General features: G+C 49.9%; 15 protein-coding genes and 1 pseudogene. 6 read left to right on the forward strand and 10 right to left on the reverse strand.

What is annotated here, in order from left to right:
* Nucleotides 1–13: 13 nt before the first annotated feature.
* Together ACO6UX_RS06195 and ACO6UX_RS06200 are read right to left on the reverse strand one after the other, a co-directional pair.
* A complete protein-coding gene (locus ACO6UX_RS06195) occupies nt 14–289 on the reverse strand; it encodes an OadG family protein (RefSeq protein WP_422445848.1) in 276 nt (91 codons plus the stop codon).
* A 347-nt stretch (nt 290–636) separates the two neighbouring features.
* Nucleotides 637–1,581 carry a tRNA-dihydrouridine synthase gene (locus ACO6UX_RS06200; protein ID WP_422445850.1) on the reverse strand — a complete coding sequence of 315 codons (945 nt, stop codon included), beginning with the start codon at nt 1,579–1,581 and terminating at the stop codon, nt 637–639.
* Nucleotides 1,582–2,068: 487 nt separating this feature from the next.
* Here ACO6UX_RS06200 and ACO6UX_RS06205 point away from each other — a divergent pair, with 487 nt between their 5' ends.
* Together ACO6UX_RS06205 and mnmC are read left to right on the forward strand one after the other, a co-directional pair.
* On the forward strand, nt 2,069–3,169 hold the full coding sequence (locus ACO6UX_RS06205; RefSeq protein WP_422445852.1) for a hypothetical protein: 1,101 nt from the start codon (nt 2,069–2,071) through the stop codon (nt 3,167–3,169).
* 158 nt (nt 3,170–3,327) lie between these two features.
* Nucleotides 3,328–5,340, forward strand: coding sequence for a bifunctional tRNA (5-methylaminomethyl-2-thiouridine)(34)-methyltransferase MnmD/FAD-dependent 5-carboxymethylaminomethyl-2-thiouridine(34) oxidoreductase MnmC (gene mnmC, locus ACO6UX_RS06210; RefSeq protein WP_422445854.1), 2,013 nt, complete (start codon nt 3,328–3,330; stop codon nt 5,338–5,340).
* 275 nt (nt 5,341–5,615) lie between these two features.
* On the opposite strand, the gene msrA is transcribed toward mnmC, so the two are convergent.
* Together msrA and ACO6UX_RS06220 are read right to left on the reverse strand one after the other, a co-directional pair.
* Entirely contained in the window at nt 5,616–6,257 is a 642-nt protein-coding gene (msrA, locus tag ACO6UX_RS06215) for a peptide-methionine (S)-S-oxide reductase MsrA (protein WP_422445856.1), read from the reverse strand.
* A 51-nt stretch (nt 6,258–6,308) separates the two neighbouring features.
* On the reverse strand, nt 6,309–7,109 hold the full coding sequence (locus ACO6UX_RS06220) for a M23 family metallopeptidase (RefSeq protein WP_422445858.1): 801 nt from the start codon (nt 7,107–7,109) through the stop codon (nt 6,309–6,311).
* 305 nt (nt 7,110–7,414) lie between these two features.
* Here ACO6UX_RS06220 and ACO6UX_RS06225 point away from each other — a divergent pair, with 305 nt between their 5' ends.
* Complete coding sequence (locus tag ACO6UX_RS06225) at nt 7,415–8,035, forward strand: hypothetical protein (protein ID WP_422445860.1); 621 nt, start codon at nt 7,415–7,417, stop codon at nt 8,033–8,035.
* 28 nt (nt 8,036–8,063) lie between these two features.
* Here the strand turns inward: ACO6UX_RS06225 and hemG are convergent, their stop codons facing one another.
* The 6 genes from hemG to alaE all read right to left on the reverse strand — a co-directional run bounded on the left by hemG (nt 8,064) and on the right by alaE (nt 15,316).
* Nucleotides 8,064–8,669: a menaquinone-dependent protoporphyrinogen IX dehydrogenase gene (hemG, locus tag ACO6UX_RS06230; RefSeq protein ID WP_422445862.1), complete on the reverse strand. Its 606-nt coding sequence runs from the start codon at nt 8,667–8,669 to the stop codon at nt 8,064–8,066.
* Nucleotides 8,670–9,001: 332 nt separating this feature from the next.
* Nucleotides 9,002–9,970 (reverse strand): ABC transporter permease, encoded by a 969-nt coding sequence (locus ACO6UX_RS06235; protein WP_422446157.1) that lies wholly within the window; start codon nt 9,968–9,970, stop codon nt 9,002–9,004.
* A gap of 5 nt (nt 9,971–9,975) precedes the next feature.
* Nucleotides 9,976–10,956, reverse strand: coding sequence for an ABC transporter permease (locus ACO6UX_RS06240; RefSeq protein WP_422445864.1), 981 nt, complete (start codon nt 10,954–10,956; stop codon nt 9,976–9,978).
* A 128-nt stretch (nt 10,957–11,084) separates the two neighbouring features.
* Entirely contained in the window at nt 11,085–12,653 is a 1,569-nt protein-coding gene (locus ACO6UX_RS06245) for an ABC transporter substrate-binding protein (RefSeq protein ID WP_422445866.1), read from the reverse strand.
* A gap of 63 nt (nt 12,654–12,716) precedes the next feature.
* The gene (locus ACO6UX_RS06250; protein WP_422445868.1) at nt 12,717–14,480 is read right to left on the reverse strand and encodes a dipeptide ABC transporter ATP-binding protein; all 1,764 of its coding nucleotides are present in this window, start codon (nt 14,478–14,480) and stop codon (nt 12,717–12,719) included.
* A gap of 407 nt (nt 14,481–14,887) precedes the next feature.
* Nucleotides 14,888–15,316 (reverse strand): L-alanine exporter AlaE, encoded by a 429-nt coding sequence (gene alaE / locus ACO6UX_RS06255; RefSeq protein ID WP_163369906.1) that lies wholly within the window; start codon nt 15,314–15,316, stop codon nt 14,888–14,890.
* Between the two features lie 461 nt (nt 15,317–15,777).
* Here alaE and thiM point away from each other — a divergent pair, with 461 nt between their 5' ends.
* The 3 genes and pseudogenes from thiM to ACO6UX_RS06270 form a co-directional block, all read left to right on the forward strand.
* Nucleotides 15,778–16,587 (forward strand): hydroxyethylthiazole kinase, encoded by an 810-nt coding sequence (thiM, locus tag ACO6UX_RS06260; RefSeq protein WP_422445870.1) that lies wholly within the window; start codon nt 15,778–15,780, stop codon nt 16,585–16,587.
* Entirely contained in the window at nt 16,584–17,096 is a 513-nt protein-coding gene (gene ubiT, locus ACO6UX_RS06265) for a ubiquinone anaerobic biosynthesis accessory factor UbiT (protein ID WP_422445872.1), read from the forward strand. The genes thiM and ubiT overlap by 4 nt, the downstream gene beginning before the upstream one ends.
* Nucleotides 17,097–17,304: 208 nt before the next feature.
* Nucleotides 17,305–17,475 (forward strand): annotated as a pseudogene (locus ACO6UX_RS06270) (IS1 family transposase); the annotation flags it as partial.
* Nucleotides 17,476–17,484 lie beyond the last annotated feature (9 nt).

The raw sequence follows: 17,484 nt of genomic DNA on the forward strand, positions 1-17,484 counted from the left end.
CTTTATCCCCCGGTTATTGGCGTTTTTCTGCTTGAGCTTTTTTTGTTCTGTGCATTTGAATGGCTGCACTGATAACAGCAATCAGTTCACCCTGATCATCGGATGACGATGGCTGGCTATTCACTGGAATGGGATTGGCTACAGATGGTAACGGTTCCTGAAAATACCGATCGATGATTGTTGACATCAGGCTGGTTGCCAGCACCAATAGCGTCAGAAACAGGAACACAAAACCCATTCCAAAGAGCATCAGGCTGGAACCTTCTGAAATAAGGTCCGATGGATTCATCAAGTAAGTCCTTTGTTTTTTTCAGGCTTGCAGGTCCGGTCAATCCCCTCAGGCAGTTCTGCCCTGCCGGAACCATTGCTGATTATTATTTCCATGAACAGGTTCATGGCTCTTGGCTGTCTTACGCCTCCTGGCTGCGTCAGTATACTACTGAACATTGTGTAATAAGCAATCAGTCATCCGGACTATGTTGTCTATAAAAGAAGCCCAGGACTACCTTCGACAGCATCTCGCAAAAGGAAGGTTGCCTCAGTCCGGAAAAAAATTCACCGACGTAAATCAATAAAAGTTGGCCAACCGATAAAATTGGCCATCCGTTATTAGGGCCTGTCGGACTTAAGACTGTCCTAGGCCGCTCTTGCCAGGTCAGAGCAGAGGATTTCCACAATGCCATCAGCGTCACGGAGGGAGCGGATGCGCTCAAACAGATTCTGGGCTTGCGGATACGCTTTACGCAGATAATTGAGCCACTGCTTCAGACGGGAAGGATGGTATTGCCATTTGCCATTTTGACGATCTCTGTCGCTTAATTGCAGAATCAGCTGCAACACTGAAGACCAGCTCATGGGCTTGACGGATTCCCGAATCATGGTAGTGATATTCGGCGTTACCAGCGAAGGCCGCCCGACCATCAGGTCAGTGCAGCCGGAAGCGTCCATACAGCGCCTGGCATCTTCATGATTCCAGATCTCGCCGTTGGCGATCACCGGAATCCCCAGGTTTTCCCGAATTTTGCCAATGTATTCCCAGTGAGCCGGAGGCCGATAGCCCTCCGCCTTTGTCCGGGCATGCACCGCCAGTTCCGAGGCGCCTGCCTGTTCAATAGCACGGGCGTTTTCCAGGAATAACGACTTGTCTTCATAACCCAGGCGAATTTTAGCCGTCACCGGCAGCTCTGCCGGAACAGCCTCCCGAACCGCCCGGACAATACTGAACAGCTGATCCGGCTCCCGCAGCAAAATTGCCCCGCCCCGGTTTTTATTGACCGTTTTTGACGGACAGCCGAAGTTAATGTCCACTCCGGGCGAGCCAAGTTTCACTGCACGCTGGGCATTCAGTGCCATATATTCCGGGTGACTGCCCAGCAGCTGTAAACGAACAGGTGTACCATTCGAAGTTTTTGCCCCCTGCAACAACTCCGGACAGGTACGATAAAAGACCCGGTTCGGCAACAGCGTATCTGTTACCCGGACAAACTCGGTAACACAGAGATCGAAGGTATTGATGCCGGTGAGCAGATCCCGCATATCGTGATCCATAACGCCTTCCATCGGCGCCAGTATCAACCGCATGGCATGCCTCTTGAGTGAAAAAGCGCCAATTCTACCGTCAGCAGGCCTGATAATAAAATAAGGAGCACTCACAGATAACGCTGACTTCACCTATATGGCTAACCATAAGGAATCGAATATTTATGGTGTATGCCGGAGTCAGGCACGGTGGGAACCAATATATTTTGCTGTGGTCACATAAGTCGCAATGATTCGCACAAGCGCTGCTGCTTACCCTATGCCAGCAGCATTAAATAAATACAAATCAGAGTTAGTTATGGATACGTCTATCAGAAATCTACCAGCCGTTGCGCAACGCCCACAACAGTCAGGGCCTCAGGAACCTCCTGTCGCCACAGAATTTTCAGGGTGGACTGTCTACATCGGTGCCGGTTCCTCAAATATACCCTCACTGCCGCCTACTCATTCGTTGCTCGACCTACCAGGCCCCGATTACTCATGCCTTCCTTCCGCTTGTACTTCAATTGCCAATAACCCGGGGACAGATTTGGTTTCAGGCGATAACCTCCCTGCAACCTTTAAGCGTTGCTTACTCAGGCTGAATGAGGCCTACGATACCAACTTTTCAGAACTGGCTGATACATTAAGCTATTGCGTACCAATGTCGTCAGCAAAGGCCCCATTCTGGAACATATTCCATGAAGTTATCGACCTGCCGTCACTGGAAAGCAACAGTAGTCAAAAAATCCGGGAAACAGGCCAAAAAATACACCAGCTATACATTGATGAACACGATGTTCTCGCTACTAAAAATGCATATTCCAGAATCAGTGAACTCACCATCGTGCTGTGCTTGCACTTCCTCGAGCAAAAGTTCATCCTCGAACATCCGGAGCCAATCCAGCAAAGCTCTGTCGATGTCACCAGGTCGGATGAAGCTTCAACAGACTGTCAACATTTACTGCCTGCCCGGGTCATAAAGACCTTTTTCGAAAAGTTATTATCTGGTATTGATAAATCCGGCAGGGCAGACGCTGGGATAAGAGTTAAAAAATTTATAAAAGATAACCAGCCAGGTTTAAAGAAGGATATGCGCCTTCAGCAGCCTGCCACTGGCCATCTGAAGTTTTCCGGACTGCGTTACGACGATATTCCCGGCGCTACTGTTGCGAAATTATATCATTCTGAACTTAGTGACCATTCACGTAATTTCTCTATCGATCTGTACGGTTTAATAGAAGCATTAGGTCAAACGCAGAGCCGAAGCTGGCCCCCTGTTACCCATGACCCTCTGCATTGTGCCATACACAGAGTTGCCTACGAAACATACAAACCAAAACTTGAACCGATAAATTTCTTCAAGAACAGGCTGGAGCCCTTCAGAGATCGGAATGCACGAACTCTGCTGGAATTAATAGAATACTTTCGAAACCGGTTTGCCTGGAAGCACCGCAATGGGCCAACCCGTGAAGCCCCAGAAATGGGTGAAAAATATAATGTTGTTCATCAAGCCCTTCAGGAATCATCCGCTGGCATCGGTCAGGGCAGTAGGACCATGAAAGACGAGCTCAGAAGATTCCTGGAACTCTGCTGTACTAATAATACGAGGGTAAAACAAAGGCTAGAAAGTTTTTTTAATAAAACGTGACGCCATTATATTATCCCGGATCTGGTACATGGTCAGAAAGAACCTTGAGCACCACTGCCACTACCAGGAGACTGTTCTCGGGCAGTCTCCTTGCTCATGGTTCTTTACCCGATAGTCGGCACTGACTATGCTTGCAGCTTTTCGCCTGATATTGAATATTGAAACAGAAAGCCGTGTCCAATCATCCACCAAACCATCCGAATCACACCATCACTGCTGATATCCAGTGGGAAAATGGCCTGCCAATCTCCACCCGGTTTAATGATGTCTACTTTTCCCGGGCCTCGGGTATTGCCGAAACACGCCATGTGTTCCTGGAACATAATCATCTCCCCGGGCGGTTTCGTCAACTGGTACCCGGTACCACGTTCACCATTGGCGAAACCGGCTTTGGCACTGGTCTGAACTTCCTCTGTGCCTGGCAGCTCTTTCTGGAAAAGGCCCCTGATAACACCTCTCTGGTCTTTATCAGCACGGAGAAGTATCCACTCCAGCAGGATGACCTGCAAAAAGCACTCAATGTGTTTGAGGAGCTGACACCTCTGGCCAACAGAATGATCAGCGCCTATCAATTGAGTGAGGAAAATATCGACCTGCAATTTTCAGACCGCGCATCAGGCAAACACATCCGTCTTCATATTTTGATTGGTGATGTGCTGGACACATTGCCTCATATCAACGAGAAGGTTGACGCCTGGTTTCTCGATGGCTTTGCCCCGGCCAAAAATCCGGATATGTGGCAACCCAAACTGTTCCAGACCCTGAAAGCCAAAAGCCATGAGCAATCAACCTACGCCACCTTCACTGCGGCCAGACTGGTTCGGGACGGGCTGACGGAGGCAGGCTTCTCAGTGACCAAACAACCGGGCTTTGGCCGCAAGCGGGATATGATTGCCGGCCGCTTTGTCCCCCCGGGTCTGCCTGTGAGCAAACCCTGGTTTGCGCCCGCTGGCCACAGCAACCCTGAAAAAACAGCCATCGTCGTCGGTGGCGGTCTGGCGGGCTGCAGCGCTGCATGGGCGCTGGCCCGTCGGGGATGGCAGGTCACCATTCTGGAACAACATCAGGCCCTGGCCAGCGAAGCATCGGGTAATCCGCAGGGTGTTCTCTATGCCAAACTTTCTGCCGATAACACGCCGCTCAGCCAGTTCATCCTTAAAGGTTATCAATTCACCCTGGATACGCTAAAAGCACTGGAAGTTGAACAGTGGCAGCAGTGCGGTGTTATCCAGTTAGCCATTGATGCCAAAACGGATCAACGATACCAGGCCCTGGATAAACAACATCCGAATGCTCTGCTGCAATACCTGACGGAAGCGCAACTGAGCGATATCGCCGGATTGGGTATTCACTATCCCGGCCTCTACTTTCCCCAGGCAGGCTGGGTGCACCCACCCGCACTCTGTCAGGCTTTGGCCGATCACCCAAACATTCGGGTGGTCACCAGCACGACGGTGAATACGATCGAACCCGTTGAGCAGGGCTGGCTGGTGAAAACCGATGGCGACAGGTTGCACAGTAAAACCGTGATCATTGCCCGGGGAGCGGCCAGTCATCAGTTGTCACAGTTTAACTACCTGCCACTTAAAGCCATCCGTGGCCAGATTACTCAGGCCAGAGCAACCACCGAAAGTGACAAACTGGCCTCCTGTGTCTGCGGAGAAGGCTATATAGCCCCCGCTGTCGATGGCTATCACACCCTGGGCGCAACGTTCAGTTTTAACGACAAAGGTACAGAAGTTCGAGAAGCCGACCACCTGGAAAACCTGGCCATGCAGGCCGGGAATTTCCCTGCCATGTATCAGGCACTCGGCGGAACTGATGCACAAGTGACCGGCGGACGCACAGGGTTCCGCTGCACAACACCGGATTACCTGCCCGTGGTGGGTCCCATCGTTGACCTTAAGCACTTTGTTGCCGCTTATGCACCCCTCAGAAAAAACAGCAAGTTGACCATTGACGTCTGCCCTGAATATCTGGAAGGCCTGTACGTGACCGCCGGACACGGCTCCAGGGGAATAATCTCCTGCCCTGTTGCCGGTGAGATTCTGGCCACCATGATCACCGGTGAGCCCGATAGTACTGTCGGTCTATCAATGCCTGCAAAACTGCTGGAAGCGATTCACCCCTCCCGCTTCCTGATCAGGGATCTGATCAGAAATAAAATATAGGAGGCTTATGACGAGAGTTATAACGGAAGCGAGACTGCCGTCTTTCCTCGACCAATAAACTAGGTAAAAATCGCAAAAAAACAGGTAGCAATACGCAGGGAGGAATCAACAATGGCTGTCTATCTTAGTAGGCATGGATTAGGTAACACATGGTTACCTGTTCATGAAGCTCCTGTTTCAATCCATTCAGCAAACTGCGTCCGGGCAACCTGATCTATCTCTTGGTTGCCCGTTTTTTTTGTCTGGGTGAAAATCTTTAGCGGCTACTTAAGTAGTTAACCAAGACAAACACCCGTACCTTTCAGACCACAGTAACCGCCGGGATTCCTGGCCAGATATTGCTGATGGTATTCTTCTGCGTAGTAAAACGGCGGAGCCCCACGAATTTCTGTGGTAATGTCCGGATAGCCCTGCTGTTGCAAAGACGTTGAGAATTCACTCCTTGAGCTTTCAGCCAATACGGCCTGTTCATCCGTGGTGGTATAAATGGCTGAACGATACTGAGTTCCCACGTCGTTACCCTGCCTCATTCCCTGGGTTGGGTCATGGGATTCCCAGAAACATGCTAATAAAGCCTGTGTCGTTACCTTTTCAGGATCGTAAACCACCATCACCATTTCTGTATGCCCGGTTGCTCCGGTGCAGACCTCTTCATAAGTAGGATTGGGTGTGTAACCACCTGCATAGCCAACCGCCGTTGTATAAACACCGGGCAGTTGCCAGAACAATCGCTCTGCTCCCCAGAAACAGCCAAGCCCCAGGTAGATGGTCTGCAAGCCTTCGGGAAATGGCGGCCTCAATGGCTGTCCATTGACATAATGCCGGGCCGGGACCGGCATCACGTCTTCCCTGCCCGGCAGGGCTTTTTCTTCAGTTGGAAGTTGCTGTTTATCAGGGTCTTTACCAAAGAATGTCATGATTATGTCCTCCCTGGCAGGGATCATAACATACCGCAGGGTCTGATGGATTTACTGATCCCCAAGGGTTAACAGTGCAGGGTCAAGCCGCTTATCAAACCAGTTATAGCGCCAGTCAAGATGGGCACCGGTAACCCGGCCAGTGGCACCCACTTCACCGATAGTCTGCCCTCGTTTGATAGCCGCCCCACTTTTCACAGAGACTTTGCTGAGATGGAGAAAGCTGGAAAAAATACCGTGGCCATGATCAATAATGATGGTGCCGCCGGAATAGTAGAGATCCGGGTCCACCAGTCGCACAACCCCATCAGCCGGTGCCACTACCGGTGTGCCTGTGGGTACGGCGATATCCAGGCCGTAGTGTGGCCGCCCCGGTTGACCGTTATACACGCGCTGGCTGCCATAAACGCCACTGATGCGACCTTTTACCGGCCAGTCAAAGCCGTTAAAAAAATCCTCCTGATCGGTATCAGGTACTCTGGCTGCACGCACCTGTTGAGCTTCTCTGCGGATGCGGGATAGCACCCGCTCATCCGGTGATACATATTTTCTGGCAATCCCGGTCAACCGCTGAATATCATATTCCCGAGGCTTCAGGATTAAATAAAACGTCTTCAGTTCGCCACTGGCAAAATGCTCTGTATAGAACTGCTTCAGTTCTGCATCACGACCAAAGCCTAGAATAAAGCGCCCATCTTTCGCTACTCTGACTTCCTGGTTGTCATAAACAATCCGACTCCCCGGTGCTGCCTGACCGACCAAAATACCTCCGGGTGTCAGCTGGCTCTGCAGACCGTCTGCACTGACCATCAGAGAAAACACCAGAAGAAAAAAACCTGTAACGAGATGCATTTAAACGTTCTCCTTTTATCATCCTGCCTGGTAATCATTATCGACATTATGATGTTTAACAAAATTGGCACATAACAAAACAGCCTTAAATGGCAATAACTTATTTTTAGAGAGATAAGATATTAATATCAATAAGTTATATACACCTACCATTGCAAAAATAAGAATCAGCAGTATTGTCAGTAATACTAAACACAGTGTTATGAACTTTTGGCTCAGCTCGTTATAAATTACTCCCATAACTTGAACAAAACGCCCAATACACCGGATTGTATTGAAGAAACTACGGATAATGGAGTGTATCTATGTTTGGAACTGGAACTGCTACTGCTACTACTGGCAATCAACAAAAGACCACCTTTCTTACTGACTTCCAAACTGACATGATCAACGGAGGGCGCTTCGGGCAAAGGAAGACCACAAAGCCATCAACTACTTCAGCTACCCAGAAAAGTATGTCGGGCACTGACTTTTTGGCAAAGCCAAGTTTAAAAGACCGGCTGGTTTATCCATTCAAGGCGGTCAGAAACCGAATCTTAACGGCCATGATGTTCAGTGGCTCCGCAGGCATGTTTTTGGGCATGGGTGCCGGTGCGGCAGTCGGTGCTACAGCAGGATTTACTGTGGCTCTGATTCCTCAGATATTAGACTTGCTGACTTTTTCTTTTAACCCCTATATTGTTGCCGCTGGTGCCTATGTTGGCAAAGAGGCAGGCATCCGTACCGGTGCCGTTCTCGGGCTTGGCATTGGCGCAGTTGCCACTCTGGCATCTGCTGCCATAGCTCTTGCTCTCAGCGTGGTTCATCTACCAAGGGACATCTATCATGCGGCAACCCTGGATGCCCCCCGTCTGGATGCACCACTGCCGGAGAAGCCATGGCTCACACAGCAACTCAGTCAGGAATTGTCCAAATTTAACGAATAAAAGCCTCAGGACATCATTTTGGATTTAATCATTCCGGGAACTGAAGGTTTTCAATCACGGTACTTTTATAAGCTTCAGCCGCCATTGGGCGGCTTATTTTCTGAAAGTCCCGGTTTAACTGTTCGGCAAATGCCTTAACCCGCATCCAATCGGTAAACTCGGTATTCCTGGTAACATCAACAGGCCCCCCGGTCAGCTTCATAATCAAGCGGATCATCTGTTTATCAATCCAGCGATATCGGGTATACAGCAAAGCACCGGCAAACACTTCCACCCGGTCCGGAGTCCATGAACTCTGTTTCAGGAATTTCTGCAGGTAACGGTTGTTATGAGGGTCCCGTCGTTCAGGCTTGCGGGCGGTCAGATTGACGGAAAAAAAGTAACCCGGAATGGTTGCCAGCTGGTCACTGTATTGCCTGATAAACTGGTAACACGCTTTATGGTGTTTGCCATAACGAATCGAACAACCAAGAATAACACCATCATAAGACCGAAGTAAGAAGCCGTCGTTCAGATCAGTAATAGAGCTGACAAACGTCTCATGACCAGCCTGGGCCAGGCAGTAGCCGATTCTTTCGGTAATTTTTCGGGTCTGGCCTTCACACCCCTGGTGCAACAACGCTATACGGGACATATCTAAATACGTGAGTAATTATAAAACCAATATTTGCGTAGATAATAACCAACTTATAAGTCGGTAGTGTTAACTCAGATCAACAAAGCGGCGAATAGAAGTTGTTCAGATGGTCGCCCTGCAACTCCGTCCGGGACGAACGGAGTTTGGGAGTCATTGACGGGTTCCTTTATTGACCTCCAAACTCCGTTCGTCTTGAGCGGAGTCGAAAGGCGTAAACTCCATACCCTGAATACTGTGCCAATCACCCTTCGACCGTGCATCCTGAGCTGGGTCGAAGGACGCTCAGGGTGAGCGGAGATTATACACACCAAATTCATCGAAATGATGTGCTAGCCCTTATACAGTTTTGGATTCAACACATCCCGGAGCCAGTCCCCCAGAAGGTTGAGCACCAACACCAGCACCACCAGCACAATCCCGGGAATAACCGTAATCCACCAGCTGCCAGAGAAGATATACTCAAAACCACTGGAGATCAGAGACCCCAGAGAGGGCTGGGATACCGGCATACCAAGACCCAGGAACGACAACGCAGCCTCACTGATAATCGCATTGGCAATCTGCACCGTCGAGATCACCAGAATAGGCGACAGTGAGTTTGGCAGGATATGTCGAAACATAATGCGCCCGGCACCAAAGCCCATAACCCTGGCCGCCTCCACATACTCCTTCTTCTTTTCTGCCAATACCGATGCCCGAACCGTACGGGCATATTGAGGCCATTCGGCAATACCAATCACCAGTATCAGCATTAACATGGCCAGCTTACTGTAGAGTTCCGAACCAAAAGAGGCCTGGAAAACCGCCAGCACGATAATCGCCACCATCATGGTAGAGAACGACAGCTGAATATCCGCAACCCGCATCAGAAAACTATCGATTCGACCACCAAAGTAACCGGCGGTCAGGCCCAGAACAATCCCCAGAAAAGCCTGCAGCAACACCGCAAACAGACCGATCGCCAATGAGATGCGCATACCATAGAGAATGGTGCTGAACAGATCACGACCCTGGTCGTCGGTGCCCAGCAGAAAACGTTCATCCCCCTCTGCTGACCACACCGGGGCAATTTCCGAATCCATAATATCAATGGTTGAAAGATCGTAGGGATTGGTGGGTGCCAGGATCGGAGCCAACAGCGCAGCCCCAACCAACAGCGCAAAAATCAGGGCACAGACCATGGCCACCTTGTCACGGGTGAAGCTGTACCAGAAGGTGGAGTTCCTGAAACGCTCCCAGCGCCCTGGCGCTATATTGGCCGCAGTAGATTCCTGATCGACCGGCGCGTTCGACATCATTTCACTCATTGGGCACTCCTCGCCAGTCTGACGGTGGGATTAATCAGGCCGTACAGCAGATCCACCAGCGTATTCACCACCACAAAAATGGCACCCACAACGATCAGGTAAGCAACAATCAGCGGCGTATCCACCCGGTTGACCGCTTCCAGAAACAGAAAGCCCATGCCCGGCCATTGGAAGACAGTCTCCGTAAGAATGGTATAAGCGACCATGGTTCCTATCTGCACACCGCCAACAGTGATCACCGGCAGCATGGTGTTCTTCAGGGCATGGAGGAAATAGATACGAGCCTTTTTCAACCCTTTCGCTTTGGCAAACTTGACGTACTCGGTATGCAACACTTCTGACATTTCAGAGCGAATCAGTCGGATAAACAGTGGCAGCATAATGCTGGCCAGCGAGATGGCAGGCAGAATCAGATGCAACAGGCCATCCCGGGTAAACAGGCCACTCTCCCAGCCACCGATAACCGGCACCAGCTCACCCCGACCATAAGATGGCAGCCAGCCCAGCTCAATAGAGAACAGGTAAATACTGAAAATAGCGGTCAGAAAGACAGGGACAGAAATGCCGAGAATACTGAACCCGAGAATTAACCGGGTAAACCAGCTGTTGGGTCGGATGGCGCAATACACACCAGCGGGAATAGACACCAGAATAATGATCAAACTCGCGGCAAACACCAGCTCAAGGGTGGCGGGCATTTTGGCCAGGATAACGTCCAGCGCTGGTGCTTTAAAAAAATAAGAATCCCCCAGGTCGCCCTGTAACGCGTTACCCATAAATCTTGTGTATTGAGTGAGGAACGGGTCGTTTAACCCCATCTCGTCACGCAACTTTTCACGTTCGGCTTCTGACACCGATTGCCCTACCAGCTCCCGGAGTGGATCCCCAAGATTGTCCTGTATGGAAAAGCTGATAATACTGATGACAAACATCACTATCAGCCCCTGCATAAGCCTACGCATTAAAAATAACAGCATAAATATCGATGCCCATAGCCTGCGATGCCAATAGTCGATGCACCGGCTAACTAACCGGTGCTGACCGCAGTCACTTCACAGGAAGTAAAATGACTGCTGTCGTCCTTCAGATAAAGGTGTTCAAGGGATTACTCCTTAATCACCAGGTCGCCCAGGTAAGGGAAGTTCATCACGTTAACAACGTCTTTGGCGGCCACGTTCTTGCTGGCACCCCAGGCAAGGTTCTGCCAGTGCAGGGGAACAAAGGCTGCTTCCTCATAGAGGGTACGCTCAACGTCCTGCAGAATCTGTGCCCGTACGGTTGGATCGGTTTCAGAACCTGCCTTCTTAACCAGCGCGTCTACTGCCTCATTGCAGTAATTGCCGGAGTTGTACTGTCCCCAGCCGGAAACCGAATCGGCACAGGCTGTGAGATACTCGGTAAAGTTGGCGGAATCTTCCGTATCGGAGTACCAGCCAATCATCATCATATCCGCAGAACGCTCATCAAACTCTGGCCAGTACTGTGCTTTTGGCAGGGTTTTCAGATCCACTTTAATGTTAATTTTTGACAGCATGGAAGCCACCGCCTGAGCGATCCGGGCATCGTTCACATAACGGTTATTGGGAGCCATCATGGTGATGGCGAAGCCATCTTCATAACCGGCGTCTTTCATCAGCTGCCTGGCCTTTTTCAGGTCATAACGTGGCTGCAAATCATCAACATAACCGGCGTAGCCTTTTGGCCCCTGCTGACCGGCAGGTGTCGCAAAGCCTTTCATTATTTTCTTAACGATGCCGTCATTGTTGATGGCATAATTAATGGCCTGACGAACACGCTGGTCTTTGAACGCGGGAACACGCTCCTGGTTCAACTGGAAACTGATGATACGGGTGCCACCAAGTGTTACCAGATCCGTATTGCCAGACCGCTTGATACGCTCATGATCGTTAGGCGGCACAGGGAAGATAAAGTCCACATCACCGGACAGCAGAGCGGCTACACGGGTTGGACCTTCTTTAATGGGGGTAAGCACAATTTCATCCACATTACCCGGCGATTGCTTATCCCAGTAACCAGCAAACCGTTGGAAATCGACACGCACGCCCTGCTCACGCTCGGTCACAATAAACGGCCCGGTACCAGAAGCATTTTTAGAGGCATAGGTATCGCCGTGCTTTTTCAGCAGCGACTTCTCCTGACCTGTGCTATCCAGACCTGCATAGAACTTGCTGTCCATCGGGAAGATATAGGTGGCAGAGTTCAATACCAGGGGGAACGCCTCTTTGGTCACCAGATCAAAGGTATGGTCGTCAATGACCTTCACGGCGGCAAAAGGCTCGAACACCGCTTTGAAATCCGGACTGCTGGCCAGTCGCTGAAAAGTCCATTGAACGTCGGCAGACGTCAGTGCATTACCGCTGTGGAATTTAACGCCTTTACGCAGGGTAAAGCGCATGGTCCTGTCATCAATACGCTGCCACTTTTCCGCCAGACGAGGCTCAAACTGAAGGTTGTCATCCCAACGAACCAGTGGATCAAATACCAGGTGCGACAACTGCAGCGTGGCACCGGACAGCTGCTCATGCGGGTCCAGAGATACCGGATCGGAATCGTAGGCCATTTTTAAAGTAGCGGCCTGGGCCCCTACCGCCAATGATGCTGCCAGAATGGCTCCGGCCAGTCTTTTTATAGGTCTCTTAATAGAGAGCTTCATGGTTTTTTTCATCGTTCCCCCATTACAGGTGTTTCACTTTTTAAAATTACTCAAGAACTATACCTAAGAATGCGCAGCAACACTGGCTTCAATATCCAACCCACTGCGGGACAGATGCTCAACCCTTGGCATCATATTGATCAGATGTCGGGTGTACTCATGGTGAGGATCACTGAAAATCCGATCGGTGTCCCCCACTTCAACCAGTGTTCCCATCTTCATCACACCGATGCGGTCACACATCTGCAGAATAACCGGCAGATCGTGGCTGATAAACAGCATGGTCAGGCCAAGCTCCTCCTGAAGGTCTTTTAACAGGTTGAGAATCTGAGCCTGTACCGATACGTCCAACGCCGAGGTCGGCTCGTCACAGATCAGGAATCTCGGGCGGGTTACCAATGCCCTGGCAATGGAGATGCGCTGACGCTGGCCGCCGGAAAATTCATGGGGATACTTGACCCCGGCCGCACGCCCAAGGCCAACGTGATCCAGCAGATCCGCCACGATACTATTGATCTGACGTTCAGATTCGGCCAGTTGATGAAAACGAATGGGCTCGGCAATGATGTCTTGCACCGTCATTCGAGCATTCATGCTGGAATAGGGATTTTGAAACACCATCTGAATCTGACGGCGAAATGGCTTACGCTGCTTTTCAGTCAGCCGGGTAATATCCTGACCGGCAAACTCAATCAATCCGGAGTCTGGTGGATAAAGACCGGCGATAATCCGGGCAATCGTTGACTTACCGGAACCGGACTCCCCCACCAGACCAAAGGTTTCACCGGCGCGCACTTCCAAAGACACCTGGTTGGATGCCTGAACGTAACGGCGATTTTTTTTCAGGAACGCAGACTGGGTTTCAAAACGAAGGTTAACGTCTTTCACTTTCAGCAGGGCACTCGTTACCATTGAATGGTCGCTAATCTCTGCATTCAATTCAGAAAGCTGCTCTTTCTGCCCCAGCCAGTGATTCTTCACATCAATATGACACCCCTGCTCTTTTTCAATGTACTCAACCCTGGGAAAGCGGTGCAGTTTAATATCAGTTCTGGGCACAGCACTGATCAGGCTTTGGGTATAAGGGTGTTCCGGGCGACATAGAATCTGTTCGGTGGAACCCAGTTCCACCAGGTCGCCCATATACATAACAGCGACACGGTCCGTCACATTGGCAATAACGCCCATATCGTGGGTGACCAGCAGGCAGCCAACGTCCCGCTCTTTACAGAGTTTGCGGATCAATTCGAGAATCTGATTCTGAATAGAGACATCAAGCGCCGTGGTGGGTTCATCGGCAATAATCAGCTCAGGGTCGCCGGACAGAGCAATGGCAATAACAACACGCTGTCGCATACCGCCGGAAAACTGGTGAGGGTACTGCCTGATACGGACTTCCGGCTCTGAAATGCCGACCGAGGTCAGCAGTTCTATTGACTTTTTATAGGCCGCAGCTTTATCAAGCCCCAGATTGACCATGATGGTTTCCACCATCTGAGTTTCAATGGTCAGAATCGGGTTAAGAGACGTCATTGGGTCCTGAAAAATAAACCCGATACGACGACCACGGATCCGGCGAATGGCTTCGCCACTGAGACCACTGATGGCCTGGCCATCCAGCTTGATATTACCACCAGCCACCACACCGGGAGGGCTCAGCAAGTCAATGACCGCATTACCAACGGTGGATTTACCGGCACCGGACTCACCGACAAGGCCCAGTATCTCCCCCTTTTCGAGGGTAAATGAAACCCCTTTAACAGCTACAGCAGTGCCATGACGAGATGGAAACTCAATGCGCAGCCCTTCTACTTCCAGTAAGGACATGCTTCCCCCTTGTAATGCTCAGTCCCGAACGTCAGAAGGTGAACCTCAGCTTCTGAAACTCGCAAGCCATGATGCAAATACGCTGTCGTATATGGGATAACAATGGTCCCCCCACAGAGGGCAGCGCAGTTTGACTTACGACAGATACAGACGATACGTGATACAGCTTATCCCCCATAACAGCCGTCACAAATTGAATAGAAGTTCAGGCCGGACTCATGGGTGACATGAGTGCATGGAGGTTATGTTATTAAGGCATTATTAATGCCAGAGTGCGTCGACAAATACATAAAACCATGTCGACTCATTTCGGAAAATAACTATAACGCCAGGACAGGAAAATAAAAAGCCCTGATTCGAAAATCGCTTACGAATCAGGGCTTTATTCATGAAAAACTGAAGAATTTTTATACAGCAGGAATTGTGACAGGCTTGAACCAGTTGCGACAGAGCTGCAAATAGATTCCGTATGGCCGCCCCATAATCAGCATCGCTCCTATCTGCCCTGCACAGGCAACCAGCAACTGCTCCAGATTGACACCTGTCGACAATAACAGCAAGGCATACAGCGGAATCTGAAACGACAGAAACGCCAGGGCATCCAGCAGCGTCATTTGCATAAACCCATTGCCGATAAACCGGCCACGACGAATCAGCCAGTCACGGTAAAGTCCATAAGCTCTTGCCGTTAACAGGTTAACGGGAACACTCATCAGACGGGATTGCAGTGACTGTTCAAAACTCAGCCCTGCCAGCAGTTCAACACTCATGCCAACCACAATACCAAAGGTAATCATGGCAAAAGTATCCGCCAACATATCCCGATTAAAAACCATCTCCCTCGCTCCTGAAACAAAAAGCCCTGATCGGGCAGAAAAAGCACAAAAAAATCCCTGCACCGATTCTGTGAAGGAAGAACCGGTCAATTCTTTTGAAATAAAATAGAATCCATCAGTCTGTTCAGGAGAAGGTTCTGAAGCCCCTTCCATAGGTAAAAACTGAGATCTGACGGGATAACTGATAAGCAGAAAACTGAACTAAAACGGTAGTATTCAGGCGGTAAAAAATATAGCTAGATACGACAAAAAACAATAGCCAATAAATCCATATTTAGATAATTTGCAGAATATAATTTCAAGATATCTCTTTTAAACAGGAATAGTTGCCAACAACAACCAACCTGATAACAAATGATCTACTCTTGAAATCATTTGTCAGGAGACAAGACCGTGACACGTGTCAATGCACTGTCCGCCAGACATCATTATTATTGAGCATGGATAAAAAGGCCTTTCCTATGCAAGAACAAATGATTCATTCACTCAAAGAAGTGAGAGAAAAGCAGCCGCTGGTTCACAACATCACCAACGATGTGGTCACCAACACCACAGCCAATGCCCTGCTGGCCATTGGTGCATCGCCGATCATGGCCCATGCCATTGAAGAAGTCGCTGATATGGTGAGCATTACCGGCAGCCTGCTGATCAATACTGGAACGCTGACCGGCTCCAGTCTGCAAAGTATGCTTCTGGCCACAGAAACGGCATTACAACTTGAAAAGCCCTGGATTCTCGACCCGGTCGGTGTCGGGGCAACACCCTTCCGGCTGACAGGCAATAAACAGTTGCTGGCCAACAAGCCATCCGTCGTACGGGGCAACGCCTCCGAGATCAAAGCCCTGTTTACCGGTGCCAATGAGGGCAAAGGCGTCGACAGCAGCACTAGCAGTGAGTCTACCCTGGAATTTATTCAGGAAAAGGCCCGTGAACATCACCTGATTATCGCGGTAACCGGTGCTACCGATTATGTGACCGATGGCTACGACGTCTACAAAATCAATAATGGCCACCCTATGATGGCCAGAGTAACCGGCACCGGTTGTACGGCAACTGCCATCATCGGCGCATTTCTTGCGGTCTGCGATACACCACTGATTGCGGCCGTATCCGGCCTTACCTGTCTTGGCATTGCCGGCGAACTGGCCAGTATGGATTGCCCCGGCCCTGGCTCCCTGCAACTGCGCATACTGGATGAGCTGTACTTGCTGGACCGGGCCACCATTGAGAAATTTGAAAAAGTGAGCAATATGAGAAGGAGCTGTCATTGAGTCTGCTGTCATCTATTAGACCTCCTCTGCCCGGTATTAACCTGCGGGAGAGATTCAAAAAACCAGGTATTGAGTTACTGGGCCTGCCGGTCAGGCTGTTGCCATCAGCCATGGTGAACAAGCCGCTGACCAAAGCCATCAACCACATCTTCCATACGCCAATAGAAGAAGGCGATTTTGATTTTCTGGAAAATCGCTGCCTGAAAATCCATATTACCGATCTCGACATCAGCTTCTTTATCAGTTTCGATGGCAGTCAGCTGACCGCTACCGGCCCACGACACTTTGATGTTGAATTCCGGGGAGACAGCAAATCTTTCCTGAAACTGGCCGGCCGACAGGAAGACCCGGATACCCTGTTCTTTCAACGCAGCCTGATGATTGAGGGTGACACTGAGCTGGGGCTTGGAGTAAAAAACCTGCTGGATAGCCTGGAGCTGGAACAGTTGCCGATTCCTGTGCAGCAACTGGCGCGAGTGGGGCAGCAATTGCAGAGAAAAAAAGTCTGACGCAGTGGGCAGTTGGCAGTGCCTATTAAAATCCACTGTCCAAAAAGCACAATAAAAGCTTTGCTTTCCGGCAATGTTGCTGTTTGCCGGGGAGCCTCTGCCTTGCCGAAGTGTTTACAATCCCGCAACCATTTCGATAGTAAAACTCTATGGCAATATAAAGCCTGTCGTCAGACAACCGGTTCAGTTCGAATAAAAACATAATGTATGTAAGAAAAACGCTCAAAAAACAGAACGCAAAAATTTGAATTTCAGAACTTGGATCAAGCGCTTGATAAAAAAGACAATATGCTTTTCAAAACCAAAGAGAATGCATGATTTCGTCATTGGCTTATTGATTAATAGGATTGAGTTTGGCATTAATATTCACGGGATATAAGAGGTTTAG

The organism is Endozoicomonas sp. ALB091 (assembly GCF_049310265.1).
GTDB lineage: Bacteria > Pseudomonadota > Gammaproteobacteria > Pseudomonadales > Endozoicomonadaceae > Endozoicomonas.

Excerpts from the sequence above, each read along its gene's own strand:
- ACO6UX_RS06195 (WP_422445848.1), bottom strand. The coding sequence starts at position 289 with ATGAATCCATCGGACCTTATTTCAGAAGGTTCCAGCCTGATGCTCTTT.
- ACO6UX_RS06200 (WP_422445850.1), bottom strand. The coding sequence starts at position 1,581 with ATGCGGTTGATACTGGCGCCGATGGAAGGCGTTATGGATCACGATATG.
- msrA (WP_422445856.1), bottom strand. The coding sequence starts at position 6,257 with ATGACATTCTTTGGTAAAGACCCTGATAAACAGCAACTTCCAACTGAA.
- ACO6UX_RS06220 (WP_422445858.1), bottom strand. The coding sequence starts at position 7,109 with ATGCATCTCGTTACAGGTTTTTTTCTTCTGGTGTTTTCTCTGATGGTC.
- ACO6UX_RS06225 (WP_422445860.1), top strand. The coding sequence starts at position 7,415 with ATGTTTGGAACTGGAACTGCTACTGCTACTACTGGCAATCAACAAAAG.
- hemG (WP_422445862.1), bottom strand. The coding sequence starts at position 8,669 with ATGTCCCGTATAGCGTTGTTGCACCAGGGGTGTGAAGGCCAGACCCGA.
- ACO6UX_RS06235 (WP_422446157.1), bottom strand. The coding sequence starts at position 9,970 with ATGATGTCGAACGCGCCGGTCGATCAGGAATCTACTGCGGCCAATATA.
- ACO6UX_RS06240 (WP_422445864.1), bottom strand. The coding sequence starts at position 10,956 with ATGCTGTTATTTTTAATGCGTAGGCTTATGCAGGGGCTGATAGTGATG.
- ACO6UX_RS06245 (WP_422445866.1), bottom strand. The coding sequence starts at position 12,653 with ATGAAGCTCTCTATTAAGAGACCTATAAAAAGACTGGCCGGAGCCATT.
- ACO6UX_RS06250 (WP_422445868.1), bottom strand. The coding sequence starts at position 14,480 with ATGTCCTTACTGGAAGTAGAAGGGCTGCGCATTGAGTTTCCATCTCGT.
- alaE (WP_163369906.1), bottom strand. The coding sequence starts at position 15,316 with ATGGTTTTTAATCGGGATATGTTGGCGGATACTTTTGCCATGATTACC.
- thiM (WP_422445870.1), top strand. The coding sequence starts at position 15,778 with ATGCAAGAACAAATGATTCATTCACTCAAAGAAGTGAGAGAAAAGCAG.